At 67.0% G+C, this 15,865-nt stretch carries 12 protein-coding genes and 5 pseudogenes; 8 read left to right on the forward strand and 9 right to left on the reverse strand.

Features of this window, described 5'->3' with window-relative positions:
- Window positions 1–36 precede the first annotated feature (36 nt).
- Together JSY14_RS08300 and JSY14_RS08305 are read right to left on the reverse strand one after the other, a co-directional pair.
- A protein-coding gene (locus JSY14_RS08300) for an IS3 family transposase (RefSeq protein ID WP_259558283.1) occupies window positions 37–1,262 on the reverse strand; the annotation gives its coding sequence in 2 pieces (ribosomal slippage) (window positions 37–950 and window positions 950–1,262; 1,227 coding nt in all).
- Window positions 1,240–1,737 (reverse strand): annotated as a pseudogene (locus JSY14_RS08305) (helix-turn-helix domain-containing protein); the annotation flags it as partial. The pseudogene JSY14_RS08305 and the gene JSY14_RS08300, both read right to left, overlap by 23 nt.
- A 123-nt stretch (window positions 1,738–1,860) precedes the next feature.
- Between JSY14_RS08305 and JSY14_RS08310 the strand changes: the two are divergent.
- Window positions 1,861–2,664, forward strand: a complete 804-nt coding sequence (locus tag JSY14_RS08310; protein WP_259558284.1) for an HAD family hydrolase — start codon at window positions 1,861–1,863, stop codon at window positions 2,662–2,664.
- A 105-nt stretch (window positions 2,665–2,769) separates the two neighbouring features.
- Here JSY14_RS08310 and JSY14_RS08315 read toward each other — a convergent pair whose 3' ends face one another.
- The gene (locus JSY14_RS08315; protein ID WP_259558285.1) at window positions 2,770–2,967 is read right to left on the reverse strand and encodes a CopG family transcriptional regulator; all 198 of its coding nucleotides are present in this window, start codon (window positions 2,965–2,967) and stop codon (window positions 2,770–2,772) included.
- A 91-nt stretch (window positions 2,968–3,058) separates the two neighbouring features.
- Between JSY14_RS08315 and JSY14_RS08320 the strand changes: the two genes are divergently transcribed.
- Window positions 3,059–6,748 carry a TM0106 family RecB-like putative nuclease gene (locus tag JSY14_RS08320; protein WP_259558286.1) on the forward strand — a complete coding sequence of 1,230 codons (3,690 nt, stop codon included), beginning with the start codon at window positions 3,059–3,061 and terminating at the stop codon, window positions 6,746–6,748.
- Here JSY14_RS08320 and JSY14_RS08325 read toward each other — a convergent pair.
- Genes JSY14_RS08325 through JSY14_RS08335 form a run of 3 tightly spaced genes read right to left on the reverse strand, consistent with a single transcriptional unit; the run spans window position 6,695 to window position 8,939 of the window.
- Entirely contained in the window at window positions 6,695–7,621 is a 927-nt protein-coding gene (locus tag JSY14_RS08325) for a mechanosensitive ion channel family protein (protein WP_259558287.1), read from the reverse strand. The genes JSY14_RS08320 and JSY14_RS08325 overlap by 54 nt on opposite strands.
- Window positions 7,621–8,622, reverse strand: coding sequence for a DUF2254 domain-containing protein (locus JSY14_RS08330; RefSeq protein ID WP_259558288.1), 1,002 nt, complete (start codon window positions 8,620–8,622; stop codon window positions 7,621–7,623). The genes JSY14_RS08325 and JSY14_RS08330 overlap by 1 nt, the downstream gene beginning before the upstream one ends.
- Entirely contained in the window at window positions 8,622–8,939 is a 318-nt protein-coding gene (locus JSY14_RS08335) for a DUF2254 domain-containing protein (protein WP_259558289.1), read from the reverse strand. The genes JSY14_RS08330 and JSY14_RS08335 overlap by 1 nt, the downstream gene beginning before the upstream one ends.
- A gap of 84 nt (window positions 8,940–9,023) precedes the next feature.
- Here JSY14_RS08335 and JSY14_RS08340 point away from each other — a divergent pair, with 84 nt between their 5' ends.
- Window positions 9,024–9,575, forward strand: coding sequence for a DUF421 domain-containing protein (locus JSY14_RS08340; protein ID WP_259558290.1), 552 nt, complete (start codon window positions 9,024–9,026; stop codon window positions 9,573–9,575).
- Window positions 9,576–9,636: 61 nt separating this feature from the next.
- Here the strand turns inward: JSY14_RS08340 and JSY14_RS08345 are convergent.
- From JSY14_RS08345 to JSY14_RS08355, 3 pseudogenes are all read right to left on the reverse strand, one after another.
- A pseudogene (locus JSY14_RS08345) lies at window positions 9,637–10,287 on the reverse strand (IS256 family transposase); the annotation flags it as partial.
- Window positions 10,288–10,422: 135 nt separating this feature from the next.
- Window positions 10,423–10,791, reverse strand: a pseudogene (locus JSY14_RS08350) (helix-turn-helix domain-containing protein); the annotation flags it as partial.
- 205 nt (window positions 10,792–10,996) lie between these two features.
- Window positions 10,997–11,407 (reverse strand): annotated as a pseudogene (locus JSY14_RS08355) (AAA family ATPase); the annotation flags it as partial.
- 43 nt (window positions 11,408–11,450) lie between these two features.
- Between JSY14_RS08355 and JSY14_RS08360 the strand changes: the two are divergent.
- The 5 genes and pseudogenes from JSY14_RS08360 to JSY14_RS12630 all read left to right on the forward strand — a co-directional run.
- Entirely contained in the window at window positions 11,451–11,594 is a 144-nt protein-coding gene (locus JSY14_RS08360; RefSeq protein ID WP_259558291.1) for a hypothetical protein, read from the forward strand.
- 219 nt (window positions 11,595–11,813) lie between these two features.
- Entirely contained in the window at window positions 11,814–12,314 is a 501-nt protein-coding gene (locus tag JSY14_RS08365) for a hypothetical protein (protein ID WP_259558292.1), read from the forward strand.
- A gap of 492 nt (window positions 12,315–12,806) precedes the next feature.
- Window positions 12,807–13,778: a hypothetical protein gene (locus JSY14_RS08370; protein ID WP_259558293.1), complete on the forward strand. Its 972-nt coding sequence runs from the start codon at window positions 12,807–12,809 to the stop codon at window positions 13,776–13,778.
- 69 nt (window positions 13,779–13,847) lie between these two features.
- A complete protein-coding gene (locus JSY14_RS08375; protein ID WP_259558294.1) occupies window positions 13,848–15,137 on the forward strand; it encodes an MFS transporter in 1,290 nt (429 codons plus the stop codon).
- A 376-nt stretch (window positions 15,138–15,513) separates the two neighbouring features.
- Window positions 15,514–15,846: pseudogene (locus JSY14_RS12630) on the forward strand (AAA family ATPase); the annotation flags it as partial.
- Between the last annotated feature and the right edge of the window lie 19 nt (window positions 15,847–15,865).

The raw sequence follows: 15,865 nt of genomic DNA on the forward strand, positions 1-15,865 counted from the left end.
GGCCTTGACCCCTGGTGGTGGACACGGGGGTGGTGGTTACGCAGGGATGGCCAGGGTAGCGGCCAGGGAGGCTTCGTAGGTGAATGGGGCTTGGTAACCGCAGGCTGAGTGGCGTCGGCGGGTGTTGTACCGGTTGGCCCACCAGAAGATGCGGCGCCGGCAGGTGACGGCGCCGGGGAAGGCGTGCGCGCCGGCGAGGAGCTCGCGTTTGCAGCTCGCGTTCAGGCTCTCGGCCAGGGCGTTGTCAGCGCTCGAGCCGACCGCGCCCCGGGAGAGCCTGAGTCCGTGTCTGGCGGCAGCAGCGGCGAAGTCCTTGGAGACGTACTGGGCTCCGTGGTCGCTGTGAAAGATCGCCCCGGCCAGGGACCCGCGGGCTGCGGCGGCCATGTCGAGGGCGTCGGTGACCAGGCTGGTGCGCATGTGGTCGGCGATGGCCCACCCGACCAGTGCCCGGGAGCAGCAGTCGATGACGGTGGCCAGGTAGAGGAACCCGCCGGTGGCGATCGGCAGGTAGGTGATGTCGCCGACGTACTTGCGGTTCGTTGCCTCGGCGGTGAAGTCCCGCTTGATCAGGTCCGGGACGTCCTGGTCGGCAGGGGCCGGGATCGTGGTCCGCACCCGGCGACGCAGCCGCAGCCCGGGCAGGTGATGCTCGCGCATGACCCGGGCCACCCGTTTGTGGTTCACCCGCTCATCGGGGTCGACGCCGTCGTTGAGCTCGGCAGTCACCCGTGGTGCCCCGTAGGCCGGGTCGTCCTTCTGCACCGCCCGGATCCGGTCGGCGAGCACCTGGTCGTCGACGGCCCGCTGCTCCCGGGCAGGGGCAGCCTCGACCCAGGCGTAGAACGAGGACCGGTTGATCTCCAGCACCCGGCACAGCCGCTTCACCTCGTAGGTGTCTCGGTGGTCGGCGACGAACTGGAAGCGGCTCACCAGTTCGTCTCCCCGGCGAAATACTTGGCTGCCTTGCGCAGGATGTCGCGCTCGGTCGCCAGCATCCGCTTGTCGTCCTCCAGGCGACGTACCTGGGCCTCCAGGCGGGCGATCCGGGCCTGTGGGGACTCACCCTCGGGCGCGTCGCTGTGCGGGTCGGAGGCTTCGGTCCTGGGGCCGGTGTACCCCTGCTCGCGCCGCCAGGTCGCCAGCGTGCCGCGGGAGACGCCGAGATCGGCAGCGACCCCCCTCAACGTGGCGCCCGGGGTGTGCTCGTACAGCTCGACCGCCTCACGCCGGAACTCATCGGTGTAGTTCTTCCTGGGCATGGTGTAGATCTTCTCGCTTCCTCCAGCCAGTGCTGGGTTCGGCGCGTCCACCCTCCGGGGTCAGGGCCCTCTGCTTCTCGTAGCGGACCGGCGCGGTCTTGCGGACCGGAAGCCCGGTGGCCTGGTCAACGTGGTGCAGCAGCGGCATCCGGTACCGGGCGAGGACCCGCCCGACCGTGGAGCGCGGGATCCCGAGGTGGTAGCCGATGCGGTGCGGTCCCCACCGCCGGGTGAACCGCAACGACACGATCCGATGTTCCCGCCGCGCCGACAAGCGTGACGGCGAGCGATGTGGGCGTGACGGCCGGTCGGTCAGCGGCTGTCCTGCCCGGTATCGCCGGGCCCACCGCGACGCGGTCGCCGGCGAGACCTGGAACCGTTCCGCGGCCCGCCTGACGGTCCAGCCGTCATCGACGATCAGGGAAGCGAGTCGGCGACGCCCCTCCGGGGTCAAAGGCGCGTTAGCGTGAATCACGAAGACCTCCGTGGAACGAACTGTGAGTGTGGTTACCCACATCGTTCCCGGAGGTCTTCGCCTACCTCAGCCGTTCACAACGTGTCGGGGAAGAACACCTAGCGCGCGGCCTACCATCGGCGCATGGCCCCGCGTCCCCGCCTCGTCGCCTCCGACCTCGATGGCACGCTGTTGGATGCGCGCGGCGCCGTCAGCGAGCGCACCGCCCGCAGCTGGTCGGCCCTGGAGGACGCGGGTATCCAGACCGTGATCGTCACCGCCCGGCCGCCGCGCTGGGTGGAGGCGCTGGCGCCGATCGTCGGTGACCATGGCATCGTGCTGTGCGCCAACGGCGCGTTCGTCTACGACGTGGCGCAGCGGCGGATGCTCCAGACGCACGGACTGGACCCGCGGGCCGTGTCCACGCTGATCGCCGACCTGCGCGCCCGCATCCCCGGCATCACCTTCGGGGCGGAGTGCGCTGACGGATTCCACCGGGAGGATGCCTTCCCCGATGGGGGCGTCCCCGGCGTCGTCGACCAGGACCCGGAGAGCATCGGACCCCTCAACCATGTGTCGAGCCCGGTGGGGAAGCTCCTCGCCCAGGCGCCCGGCATGGAGGCCGAGCGTTTCCGCGCCGCAGTGGAAGAGGTCATCGGGCAGCGCGCCCGGCTGTCGGTCTCCTGCGGCGACGCCCTGGCGGAGATCGGGCCACCGCAGGTGACGAAGGCGTGGGCTCTCGCGCAGTGGGCGTCGGACCGGGGCATCGACGCGCGCAAGGTCTGGGCCTTCGGGGATATGCCCAACGACATCCCCATGCTGCGCTGGGCCGGTGTCGGATGGGCGGTCGCGAACGCGGATCCGAGCGTCCTCGCCGTCGCCGACCGGGTCACCGGGACGAATGACGAGCACGGGGTGGCGCAGGCGATCGAGCCGCTGCTGGGATGAGCGGGGCCGGGACGACCGGTTACGGCGCCGTGTCAGGTGCGGGTCGACACCAGGTGTGCAGGGTTTCGGCGAGGTCGACGAGATCGTCGAGAGTGAGGTGCTCCGTCACGAGCCCAGGCGGTCCAGAAGGTCGGCGTAGCGGGTCGTCGCGTCTCGGGCTGCGCTCCGAACGCGCTGCCGGTGGAGGTCGCGGTCGCGGGCCTCATGGATCGCCTGGATGACGGCCGCCTGTCGACTTGTGCCCCGGCTGGTCGCGAGGTCCGACAGGGCCTGCTCGTCCTTCTCGGTCAGTCGAAGTGTCATCGCCATCCCCAGATGATACCGGAGTGATACCACGCCTTCCCGACCGGGGACGACCGCCTCGGCTGTCGGGCCCCCGCCCTACAGTGGCGCCATGGTGACCTTCGCGCCCGACCGCACCCGGTTCATGCTGAGCCCGTCGGATCTCACGGCAGCCGCCACCTGCGAGTACGGGTGGCTGCGTCTGAGTGTGGATCCGAAGCTGGGGCGCGCTCCGCGTCTGGAGCAGGAGGATGCCTTCCTGGAGCGGGTCTCCGCGCTCGGTGACACGCATGAGCAGCGCGCCCTGCAGCGCCTGATCGCCCAGTACGGGGCGGATCAGGTGGTGCAGCTGCCGCGACCCGAGCACTACACCCCGGACGGGATCGCGCACCGTGCCGAGCAGGCCGCTGCCGCGCTGAGGTCCGGCATCGCGGTGGTGTTCCAGGCGATGCTCCATGACGGGGAGTTCGGGGGCCTGGCGGATTTCCTGGTGCGGATCGTCGACGCCGACCATCCGCACGGTGCGTACCGGGTGGTGGATACGAAACTTGCCCGGCACGCCCGGGTCACCGCCCTGCTGCAGATCGCCGCCTACGCCGACCAACTCGACCGGCTCGGCATCCCCCACACCCGCGACGGGGTGCTGTGGCTGGGGGATGACACCGAGGTGGTCGCCGATCTCGACGAGATCATCCCCGTCTACCGCCACCAGCGCGAGCGTCTGACGCGGCGGCTGCGTGAGCACGTCGCCTCCGGGGAACCGGCCCGCTGGGGTGATGACCGCCTGGGCGTGTGCGGTCAGTGCGAGGCCTGCACCGAGGCCATCGCCGCACATCGCGACGTGCTGCTCACCGCCGGCGCCACTCGCCTGCAGCGCACCCGTCTGCGGGCCGCCGGCATCACCACCATCGAGGACCTCGCCGCCTCCACCGCCGCCCCGGCCGACATGCCCGAGCGCACCTGGCGTGGACTGCGCGAGCAGGCATCCCTGCAGCTGCAACCCACCCGGCCCGACGGCACCCCGCCGTTCGTCCTCACCGACACCACGATGATCCGGGACCTGCCCGCCCCCAGTCCGGGGGACATGTTCTTCGACTTCGAGGGCGACCCGCTGTGGACGGCCGAGTCCGGGGCGATGGAGGGCCTGGAGTACCTGTGGGGCTGGGTGGAGACACCCGACGGGGACACCGCCGCCACCCGCTTCGACGACTTCCTCTTCACCGGGCTGTGGGCCGACAGCCGGGCCGAGGAGCGCGCCGCGCTGGAGCGGTTCGTGGAGACGGTGGAGATGCGGCGCCTGACCCACCCGGACATGCGGATCTACCACTACGCGCCCTACGAGGTCACCGCCCTGAAACGCCTCACGGTGCGGCACGGGGTGGGGGAGCGGGAACTCGACTCCTGGCTGCGTGCCGGACTGTTCATCGACCTGTACTCGGTGGTGCGGGGGTCACTGCGGGCGGGCGTGGTCAGCTACTCGATCAAGAAGCTGGAACCGCTGTATATGGGGTCGGACCATCGCAGCGAGGACGGCGTCACCACGGCGGCGGACTCCGTCACCGAGTACCACGCCTACACCCTCGCCCGTGAGGCCGGGGATGAGGTCGGGGCGGCGCGACTGCGCGCCGGTATCGAGGACTACAACCGGTACGACTGCGTCTCGACCGCGCGACTGCGGGACTGGCTGCTGCGGGAGGCCGCCAAGGCGAAGGACCCCGTCGACGAGGACGACGAAGCCGACGTGGAGGACACCGACGCCCCTGTGTGGTCGGTGGACGAGGAACCGCCGTTCGCCGATGAGGACGGGGATCTGGAGCGCCTCCTGCTGCAGATGCTCCCGGCCCGGCCCGACCCGGTGACGGGGGAGGAGATCCCGCTGCCTGACGACGAGCTCGACGACGAACAGCGGGGGCTCGCCCTGCTCGCCGCCGCGCTCGGATTCCACCAGCGGGAGGCCAAACCCCAGTGGTGGGCGTTCTTCGACCGCGCCATCTCCCCGGTCGACGAATGGCAGGATCCACGGGCGAACCTGGTGGCGGACCGGGTCGAGATCCTCGAGGACTGGCACACCCCACCCCGGGCCCGTACCCGCCAGAGGGTGCTGCGGATGCGCGGCACCCTCGAACCCGGCAGCAGCATCACCCCCGGGGCCGAGGTCCGCACCGTCTATGAGGACATCCCCGCCGAGCATCGCGACAAGCTGCAGCCGAACGCCCTCCGCTGGATCGACAGCCGCGGCAGGGTCGAGGACGTCGAGGACCTTCCCGACGGCACCTCCCTGGTGGTGATCCGAGAGCGGCTGGGCAAGGACGCCGGCGAGCATTCCGAGCTGCCGATGGCGGCGTTCGCCCACCAGATCGTGCCCTCCGGATCCCTCCAGCAGCGGCTGCGGCAGATCGCCGAAGGCACCCTCGAGTTCGGGCATCTGCCGATGGACGTCACCGAGCATGACGTCACCGGCCTGCTGACCATCGCGGGCAGTGAGGTGCTCGCGCGCCGCACCCCTCACAGCCTCGGCCGCCCGCTGGCGCAGATCGCGGGGGAGGTCCGTGCGACCCGACAGGTCCCGGGCGGTGCCACCGGACAGGCCATCCCGGGCGCCGCCCCTGCATCCCACAGGGAGCCCTGGGAGGCGGTGGTCGAGGCGCTCCGGGCGATCCCCGACTCCTATGTCGCCGTGCAGGGCCCGCCCGGCACCGGGAAGACCCACGTCGGCAGTCACGCCGTGAAAGCCCTGGTCGAGCAGGGGTGGCGGATCGGGGTCACCGCCCAGTCCCATGCGGTCATCGAGAACTTCCTGACGAAGCTCGTGGGCATCGGTGTGCCCGCAGAGCGAGTGGGGAAGACGTCCAAAAGCGGGTCGGACGCGACCGGCATCCCCTGGACCGATCTGACCCCCACGGCGGCATCCCGCCGCTTCTTCGACCAAGCCGGGGGCTGGGTGCTCGGCGGCACCGCCTGGACGTTCGCGAAGGAGAACTCCCCCGAACTGGACCTGCTCGTCATCGACGAGGCCGGGCAGTTCTCGCTGGCCAACACCCTTGCCGGCTCCGTGCGTGCCCACCGTCTGCTGCTGCTCGGGGACCCCCAGCAGCTGCCGCAGGTCACCCAGGGCACGCATCCGCAGCCCGTCGGGGATGCCGCCCTGGCGTGGCTTCTGGAAGACGACCCGGTGCTGCGGCCCGACCGCGGGTTCTTCCTCGACACCACCTGGCGGATGCACTCCGCGCTGACCACCGAGGTCTCGCGCCTGTCCTACGGCGGGCAGCTCGGCGCCCGCGCCGATGTCACCGACGCGCGTCACCTCGAGGGCATCGCCCCGGGCCTGCACCCGGTGCCAGTGACCCACGACGGCAACGCCGTCGCCTCCCCGGAAGAGGCAGAGGAGGTGGTGCGGATCGCCCGCGACCTCCTCGGCCGGGGCTGGACTCCCGGCCCCGGGGAGTCGCCGCGGCCGCTGCGGGCGGACGACATCATCGTCGTCGCGCCGTACAACGCCCAGGTCGCCACCGTCCGGCGTGCCCTCGATGAGGCCGGACTCACCGGCACCACCGTCGGCACCGTCGACAGGTTCCAGGGACGGGAGGCCGCCGTCGCGATCCTCACCATGGCGGCCTCCAGCGCCACCGAGGTGCCGAGGGGCCTCGACTTCCTGCTCAGCCGCAACCGGTTGAACGTGTCGATCTCCCGGGGCCAGTGGGCCGCCTACCTGGTGCACTCCCCGGCCCTGGCGGACGTACTGCCCACCTCAGCGGCGGATCTGCCGATGGTCGGTGCGTTCCTGCGGCTGATCCGCCCCTGACCGGGCGCGTCCATCTGAAGGTGGAGTCGGCGTGGTGAAGGACGAGGCGACCTCCCGCAGGTCCGCCAGCTCCTGCCTCAGCCGTGGTCCTGCGTCGACGACCCGGACGTCATCACCCGTCGCGACCCCCTCGCGCTCGAACGCGGTCAGCACCGCCGCGATCACCGCGTCGATGGCCTCCTTCGTCTCCATCTGACGGGCACCGGACCAGAAGCGCAGGTCCATCCCGACCGTCGTCACCCCGACCTCGGTGAGCAGGGCCTGGGGCGGAGGATCCTGCAGGACCTGCGGCAGCGCGGCCATGGCCCCCACCGCGATCTCCCGCGTGCGGGCCAGATCGTTCGCGGCTTCCACGTCCACGCGCACGGTGGAGCGTACGGCGCTGAACCCCGTCTGGACCATGACGGCCTCCGAATGCAGCGTCTGGTTCGGCAGCAGCACCAGGCGACCGTCGAAGGTGCGGAGCGCCGTCGAGGAGAGCCCCATCTCCACCACGGTTCCGGCGTGGTCCCCGACGCTGATCTGATCACCGACACGGAACCGGTCCCGCGCCAGAATGATCATCCCGGCGAACATGTTGCCCAGCACCGTCTGGAACGCGATACCGGCGGCGATGGAGACGACGCCGATGCCCCCGAACACGTCCACGGGGCGGACGCTCGGGAACACCACCGTCACCGCCGCCGCCAGCGCGACGACGGTGAGACCGGCCCCCACGAGACCGCCGAAGACCTGACCGGCGCTGGCGCTGCGTCCACGGCGCACCAACACCCACCGGGTCGCGCGGGCCAGCACCCGCCCGATCAGCCATCCCACGGCGAGAATGGCGAGGCCGATCAGGACGGCCCGCGTGGTGATCGGGGGAAGGTCCATCACGCCTCCTGGGTGGTCGTCGTGGTCCGGCGGCAGGCCGCTCGGACACGGGCCAGCGCGTCACGGTGCTGGGGGAGGGCCACCTCCTCCAGCTCGGTGAGCATCAGAGCGAGGGCCTGCGGGATCTGCACCGAATCGGCGCCGTAGTGGGCGATCTCCTCCGTCGCGAGGCGCAGGAGATCCTCGACCGTCACCACCTTCCGCAGGACGCGAGATCGCCCGGCGTCGTCCAGGACCACCCGCGGCGGGTTCTGGCGTCGGACGGCCTCACCCAGGATGATGCGCAACTCGGTGAGCACCTGCACCGCAGTGGTGGGGTCGTTGATCCCGGGGGAGAGAGCCCGCTCGGCGATGTCGACGAGCTGCCGCACCCCGAAGGCCGGGTCCTGCATCAGGCTGCGCTCCGGGCTCAGCGCCACCCCCGCGCAGAGGGACCGGTTCTGGTCCTCCCACGTCTCCTCGGAAGCGTCCTCGTCCGACCACACCTGGGCGATCACGGTCCCCGGCGCCACGAAGTCCCCCGGGCACACCTGCATCGCGACCCGGAGGTCATGGTCGCTCGCCACGGCGCAGATCCGTCCCTCGTCGATCTCGGAGATGTGACCGTGGCGGTCGTCGAGGCTAACCTCGCGCCACCGGCCCACCGGAGCCCACTCGCCCGTGGCGAGGTCCTCGTCGGGGTCGAGGAACTCCCGCTCCACAGAGCGCAGGGTGCCATGGCCCACGCGGCTGATGACGGCCGAGACCTGGATCAACGTCATGATCGTGCGGATGAACGCGAGGAACAGCGCGAAGGCGGCGAGGACGAGGACGTACGCGAAGGTCACCGAGAGCTGCGGCACGAAGGCCTCGGCTCCGTCGGCGTCGTCACGCACCTCCCGCAGCACGGTGAGGGCGTAGACGAAGGACGCCACGAACAGGCCGAGGGTCCACTGCGTGATCCGGGTGGAGAGGAAGTCCTGCAGGATCCGGGGGCTGAACTGAGTGCTGGCCAGCTGCATCACCACCATGGTGATCGAGAAGACCAGTCCCGTGACGGAGGCATCGCGCTGGCCACGGTGCCGAGGACGCTGCGTGCACCCTCCGGCCCGCCTCGGAAGGCAATACCGATCCGGTGGTCGAAGAGGCCGTCCGCGAGCGGCAGGGTGAGGCCCAGGAGGAGGGCTGCCAGGGTGATGAGAGCCGGCACCACCCAGAACGGTCGCAGCATCCGCCGCAGCAGAGAGGCCCGGTGGATGCGGTGGGGTTCCGCCACCACCGGGAACCGTCCCGGCTGCTCGGGAGGACCGGGCAGGGGGGTCAGGACCTCGGAACTCATATCCGCAGTCAACCAGAACCGGCGGGCCGAGGTGTCACCGATCCTGTGTTCAGCGCCTCGCCAAGGTGGGCCACACTGAACCCCATGTTCGTCCCCGACCTCGCGACCCTCGGACGCATCCTCCTGCTCACCCCGCTCGCCTACGCGGGAGTCGTGCTGGCGTTGAGGCTGAGTGGTAAACGGTCCCTGGCCAAACTCAACGCGTTCGACCTCATCGTCACCGTGGCGCTCGGCTCGATCCTTGCCTCGACCATCACCTCGTCCAGCACCACGCTCGCGGCGGGGCTGCTGGCGTTCGCTCTGCTGCTGGTGCTGCAGGTCGCCGTGTCCTGGGTGACCTCCCGCCGCGGGACGCGGTCGTCGCTGATCCGCGCCGAACCGCTCATGATCCTCCACGAGGGCCGTCTGCTCCCGGAGGCACTTCGGCGCGCCCGACTGACTGAGGACGAAGTGCGGCAGGCGGTGCGGTCGCAGGGCATCGGCGGCTTCGACCAGGTGGCCGCGGTGTGCCTCGAGACCGACGGCACCCTCTCGGTGGTGCCGACGTCCCAGCGCGGTGACGGGGCCGCTCTCGCCGACGTGCAGCGTCTCGACGCCGAGTCGGGCGTCGCACGAGAGGACCGCCCGACCGGGTGAGGCCGGGCGGTCCCCGATGGCGGGGTGAGGGGTCAAGTCCCTTTGAGTGGTGGCTTTTGGGTCAGGCGGTCATGAGGAGCCGGCTGTTGTTCTCGGGGGTGTCGGTGGTGAGTATGTCGGCGAGGCGGCGTAGGGAGATGTCACTGATGTAACGACGCTCGCCGTACTGCCATTCCTCGTGCTGGTCTTGGAGAACAGCGCCGACGAGGCGGGTGGCGGAGTCTCGGCTAGGGAAGATCTGGACCACGTCTGCGCGGCGCTTGATCTCGCGGTTCACCCGCTCGATGGGGTTGTTCGACCAGATCTTGCGCCAGTGCTCGATCGGGAACGCAGCGAACGCGGTCAGGTCTGCTTCGGCGTCCTTCAGCATCGCCGCGACCTGGGGGAAGGAGTTCTCGAGCGAGGCAGTGACCTGCTGATACGTCTCCCTGACGGTCTCCGGGCTGGTCTGGGCGAAGATCGTGGAGACCAGGGCGTTGACGGGCTTGGAACGCGCAGAGCCCAGGGCCTGGGTGATGTTGCGGGCGAAATGGACCCGGCAGCGCTGCCATGACGCGCCGGGCAGCACGGCTTTGATCGCGTGCTTCAACCCGGAGTGCGCGTCGCTGGTCACCATAAGCACGCCCTCGGGGGAAGCGGGCGTGGAGATCGTCAGACCGCGTTCGCGCAGGCTGCGGAGGAACTCGGTCCAGAAGTCGTCGCGGGTCAGGTCGACCATCACCGTGACCGCCTTGTCGATGCTCGAGATCCTCGAGGGACGCCAGATGTGCTCGTCGACGCCGATGGTCTTGATGCTCCCCAGCCGGGCCGGGTCCGCGATCCGGGTCTGCGCGGCGGTCTTGATCGCCGACCAGCAGGTGTCCCACGCGACCCCAAGGTGTCGGGCGATCGCGGACACGGTGGTGTCGTCGTGGCGCAGCGCGTCGACCGCCCAAGCGGTGGCCCGCGTGGTGAGCTTGGCCCGAGCCGGTGCGTAGGGATGCTCCTCGGTCCACGTCGACCGCGGGCACGACGGCTCCGGGCAGCGCCAGATCCGCTTGCGCCACCACACCCGCACCGGCCGGCCGAAGCACGGCGCGTCGTGGAGGACCTGGACCCGGCGGCCATGGCCCACCGCGACCACTCCGCAGTCAGGGCAGCCGGTCAGGTCCACATCGGTTTCGACATCGACCCGCACGGTGCCCTCATCCAGGGTCGTCACACCGAGGAGGTGCATGCCCTCGACACCGAACAGTTCATCTGCCCGCGGACACCAGCCGTCAGAGGCGGCAGCGAACGCAGGCGCACACGTACAGTGAGTCACGCGAGGCCTTCATCAGATCAGGTTGTTTGGTCGCTCCTGATCCTTGAAGGCCTCGTGCTCTATCCAGCCCTCGCCACGCCGTCGGTGACCGACGCCTCAACCACGCTCAACTGGGAAGGGCCAGATAGGGCTGGTGGGGCCCGACGAACAGCACCCCGCCGCGCTGGTCCCGCAGGCGGGGAACGCTGTACAGCAGGTAGGCGACCCGGTGGAGGGCGACGACGGTCTTGCCAGTGCCGGGCCCGCCATCGACCACGAGTGGCCGACGTGAGCTCGCCCGGATGATCGCATCCTGGTCCGCGGCGATCGTGCTCAGCACGTTGGTCATGCGAGGCGTGCGCGCCCGGCCCAGAGTGGCGAGCAAGGCAGACTCTTCGTCGGGACTGGTCCACCCATCGGCCCGGCCACTCAGCGGATCCCCCAAGGTCTCGTCCCAGTAGTCGCGGATCCGGCCTCCGGCCCACCGGTAGCGGCGACGCGAGGAGAGCCCCAGGGGCTGTGCCCGAGTGGCGGCGAAAAACGGCTTGGCCATCCGCTACAGTACCAATCCCAACCACCACAAGGAGATGCCGATGCCGAACAACACTGATACCCCGCAGAACGAGTCGCAGGACCAGACCAACGAAGTGACAGCCACCGAAAAGCCGGACGTCTCACGGCTCACCCGGCGCCTCGACCACATGGTGCCTGAGCCGAAGGTCATCTCTGAGGACTGAGCGCTAGAGATACACGATATGAGCGCTACGAATGCCCCCGACCTTACATGGAGCCAGCGTTGGAGCTATTGGTTCCGCCAGCGCACCCACGTTTGGTCGGGGGCAACTCAATGGGATGCAGTATTCCCTGACATAAAAACGCCCGTGCGTGAGCTCCGTGCGCTCGAACGTGTGCCGTCTACGTTCGTGCAGTCTGCGGATGTATTCACACCCGAGTCCTTGCGCGAGCTCAGCACCGAGGCGGAAGAAACTCTCGAGAGCAAAGGATACCTCCACAACGGCAAGTGGAACGCCGTCGTCGGCCAAGCCGGCTACGACTTCTTGGATTCTTTCGCAATCCCCAGCGTCATTGAGGCGCACACCGGTCTGAAGGTGACTGAACCTCACGGCGGTACGTACATTGCATATTTGAACGCAGGCGAGAAGCTCGATTTCCACCTCGACGATTTCAGTTTCGGCGAAGTGAACATGTTGCTATGCGTCAAGCACGAGGGCGTGCCCGACGGTTCGGACGGTAGTGGCACAGTATTCATTGGCCACCACGGCTATGAGAAGTACGTACTTATGCCTGGAGACTTCCTAATCTTCGACGGCGCTTTTACGCCACACGGCCGGACGCCACTTGTAGCCGGCGAGCGCGTCATCCTCCTTGCACTGGCTTTCAATACAACGTTCCCGCGCAATATTGACGAGACCTCCCTACCCGAGCCACCACTTTAGGCCGCTATGCATGATCATGAATATACTTTGCGGTTCGGGGCGCCCGGCCCCCCATTGCCCAAGCGTCGAGTCTTCGATGATTCGGATTATCAAAACACTGCCCATGAGCCGCACGACGATGTGGTCCGACAGCTCACCGCAGTGAGCATTCGTCTGATCGAGCTTCTTCCCGACCCCTCTCTCAGCCCAGATGAGCGCATCGAGAGATTGTCACGCGTTATACCGACGAGCCAGCTGCAGTCTGCGGGAAGGCGGAGCGCTAGGAACAAACTCGTAGCTATTCGGCGAAGGCTTGACGAACTAGTACCCCAGTTCTCGGGGGACCCCTTAGCACAAATTCAATTCATGGTGGATAGGCTTGAAGAGCTAGTGCCAGACGCCGGAACTACTTTCCAGAAGCTAGAGGCAATGGGTGATTATAGAGCAACCGACATAGGTGTGTCGCCCCGCTTCTGGCAATAGTACATTAAACCACATAGAATGTAGGGTGGCATGAATAACGCTTTGCTTCACAGGACTAGCCTGCCGGGCGTGGTAACCCGGGCTGAGGTCGCACCATCAATAGGCTTCAACGAAGCCTTCATGCCGTTCTCTCCTTTGAAGCTCCACGCTTTCTTGACGGACTCGCCAGTAGAACCGATACTTGAAGATGCTCAATTCGACCTGCTTACGATTGCAGGCAGCGAATTTTTCCTAGTATGGTCACGCAGCGAAGGTGGCACCCTCGATCGCGCGGTCGCGCTAGAGGGCCACACTGTGCAGAAACCGACCCCCGCCTTTCGTGCTCTACTCGAACAGGCTCTTACACTCCTTGCGGAAGATGACTCCGTGTTCCCCATTGTGCATGCCTATTCGCCGGCTCTCGCTTACGTGCGGCCAGCACCGAATTGCGACCGTCCGATCACGTCGTGCACTGTCCCGGATTTCCCGCAGATGTCCTTCCTCTCAGGTATAGCCGGGCGCCACATACCTCCGCTAACCGTAATTGCAGAATCGTCGGCACTCCTGCTTGCCGAGAACATTTTCCACGAATCTGTGCATCAATATGTCAACCATCAGCTACTGACCCAACAACTACTCGCAGAGCGGTATCGGTCCGACGACAGCCCCGAAGTGGATATTTCTTGGCGGCGGAATTTTGACGGAACCCCTCAAAGGTGGCAGATAGATCGCGTCCTGCACGCAGCGACCGTCTACACAAATCTGCTTGCCTGGAGGTACAGGGTCTTACGCCGGCCTGATCTCTCCGACGTCGAACGGCGCGCATTTAGCGAGGCAGCCCTTGCAGGCCTTCGATCAGCCCGCGAGCTTTCTGTGGCGCTGGAGGACAACATCGACTGCTTCTCGCCGCTTGGAGCATTTCGCGTGGGAGAACTGACCGACCGGTGCGCAATGTACGGCCAGCTTGTGGAATCAAGCGTAAACCCAACCGTTAACTCGCTTACGCACAAGGCTTCTGCGTAAGATGCAGAGACGTTCAGGCTCTACCTTTTCTTTCGCACAGCGAGCATCGTCGTCCCCCTCATTGATCGCATGAGAAACCGAGTTTTCGCCACGTTATGGTCGGTTCAAATGGTGCTTTTGCTGGCATCGAGTGGCAGCGCACTTGCGTTAACTCTTACCGTTTTTGATACGTCTTCCTCTGTGGCCGCACTGGGAGCGGTAACTGCGCTAAGTATGGGATGCTCCATCTATCTCGCCCCGGCAATCGGGTCAGTGCTCGATGGATTCAGCCGCAAGGCAGGTATTCTCATCTCGAACGTAATGATTGCTGTCTCCAGTGGGCTTATGGCAATATCGGTGTTCCAGGGGGCACCCCTCCCGATAATGTTGCTTCTAGTTTTCGTTGGAGCGGTCGCAACAACTGCCCAAGGCCTCTCTCTGCAAGCGTCCGTGAGGGTACTCCGCAGGGAAGCGGATCTAACTCGAATCAACGGCATAGTCTCCGTGGTGGAAAACGCCCCGGTATTCGCCGGACCTATTGTAGGCGCAATCGTATACTCTTTCGCGCAGCCTGCCGCTGTCTTTGCTCTAGAAAGCTTGTTAGCGTTATGTGCAGCTACTATTGTTGCGGCTATCCCGTGGCCGTTGGCCGGACCAAGCAGTGATCGACGCTCTCCGAACCCGGTGAAGGGCCTTCGGGAGGGAGTGCGCTTCATTCTCACGGATGGGGACCTGATGCGCACGCAAGGCGCGTTCGCTGGCATAAATTTCGCGAACGGGATCTCGACCCCGGTGGTGACGGGTTTCGTACTTGTTGGCGCAGGCGGTGGCGCATCCAATCTGGTGGAGTCATCGAGATTGACTGCGGTCAATATCGGAGGAGCGTTGGGGCTCCTGTTAGGAGCCACCCTGGTAGTCGCTCTCGCGTCGCGGCTTAAGCGTCATTCTCTGATTATTGCCGGGATCGTCGTGGGCGCGCTTGCAGGAAGGGTCCTATTGCCGGTCATGACCACTTTGCTCTGGCTTGTTCCGGCATTTATTATGAGGAATTTGTGCGTTCAGCTGTCTAATGCCCCACTGACAGCGATCTGGCAAGAGCGCACGCCTGTTCCGATACAGGGCGCCGTGTTTGGTTCGCGACGAATTCTCGGCCAAGGGCTTTACCCGATCGCGGTACTGATCGGCGGCTTCATGGCGGACAGTTTTTCCGAAGCGTCACTCAGTGCTCTGGAGGCGACAACCTTGGTGATCGTGTTCGCGGGCATGCTCGAGCTTGTAATCGGCATTCTGCTTTGGCGTTCAGGTGCTTTACGTCGCTTGTCAAGCAGTGCCATGCCCGAGAGTGGCGACGCAACACAGGCGCAGGTTGGTAGGGAGTGACCCTCTTTGCAAATGCAGACGTGGGGAGATATTCTCGGTGCCCTCTGCGGGTCGGGAATTCGCCCGTCGTCCGCGGCGCAGCCGCTCCACCCTTCTTGCGCATCTATGTGGGATTGACCGTTTCCGGTGCGATGTAAAGGTCGCGGCCGGCCGCGTCAGTTTCCCCAGGGTGGTGTTCAACGTGGCACGTCTATGCCGTTGGGTGTCGCGTCCGGGGGAACAGTGGGTGGGGCGGCACGCTCGGGGCTCCCCTTCCTGCGCTGATGCCAGTATATCGCCTGGTGGGGGGCTTGCGGCTAGGCCCCCACGTTGCGCGAGGATCGATTCCTCGCGCGGCCCGGCTGGCCCGCGAGGACGTGCCACCCCCGGGGGAGATATGACACCGACCAGTACCTTCGACCTGCCCGCACGAGCGGCCGCCAAGGCCGCTCCCGAACGCACCAGCGCCGATGACGCCCACTTTCACACCCTTGCTGACGCCATTGCCGCCGATATCGCTGAGGCCGAGCGGAACCTCGCGGCCGCTCTCACGCAGCAGACGGGTGACGCGCAGGGCCGCGTGGAGCGGGAAGCGCACGTCGACCACTTCCGACGACGCCTTCGCGTCCTGCAGCGCTTCCGACTTGACGCCGTGGTCGGACGGATGAGCCCATCCGACGGTTCCCCGCCGATCTACGTCGGGCGCCTCGCCGTGCACGGGGCCGACGGCACACCGCTACTAGGGTGTG

The organism is Brachybacterium sillae, assembly GCF_025028335.1.
GTDB classification, from domain to species: Bacteria; Actinomycetota; Actinomycetes; order Actinomycetales; family Dermabacteraceae; genus Brachybacterium; species Brachybacterium sillae.

What these genes read in the sequence shown, in the direction of transcription:
- JSY14_RS08310 (WP_259558284.1), top strand. Translation starts at nt 1,861, where the DNA reads ATGGCCCCGCGTCCCCGCCTCGTCGCCTCCGACCTCGATGGCACGCTG.
- JSY14_RS08315 (WP_259558285.1), bottom strand. Translation starts at nt 2,967, where the DNA reads ATGACACTTCGACTGACCGAGAAGGACGAGCAGGCCCTGTCGGACCTC.
- JSY14_RS08320 (WP_259558286.1), top strand. Translation starts at nt 3,059, where the DNA reads ATGGTGACCTTCGCGCCCGACCGCACCCGGTTCATGCTGAGCCCGTCG.
- JSY14_RS08325 (WP_259558287.1), bottom strand. Translation starts at nt 7,621, where the DNA reads ATGGACCTTCCCCCGATCACCACGCGGGCCGTCCTGATCGGCCTCGCC.
- JSY14_RS08330 (WP_259558288.1), bottom strand. Translation starts at nt 8,622, where the DNA reads ATGCAGCTGGCCAGCACTCAGTTCAGCCCCCGGATCCTGCAGGACTTC.
- JSY14_RS08335 (WP_259558289.1), bottom strand. Translation starts at nt 8,939, where the DNA reads ATGAGTTCCGAGGTCCTGACCCCCCTGCCCGGTCCTCCCGAGCAGCCG.
- JSY14_RS08340 (WP_259558290.1), top strand. Translation starts at nt 9,024, where the DNA reads ATGTTCGTCCCCGACCTCGCGACCCTCGGACGCATCCTCCTGCTCACC.
- JSY14_RS08360 (WP_259558291.1), top strand. Translation starts at nt 11,451, where the DNA reads ATGCCGAACAACACTGATACCCCGCAGAACGAGTCGCAGGACCAGACC.
- JSY14_RS08370 (WP_259558293.1), top strand. Translation starts at nt 12,807, where the DNA reads ATGAATAACGCTTTGCTTCACAGGACTAGCCTGCCGGGCGTGGTAACC.
- JSY14_RS08375 (WP_259558294.1), top strand. Translation starts at nt 13,848, where the DNA reads ATGAGAAACCGAGTTTTCGCCACGTTATGGTCGGTTCAAATGGTGCTT.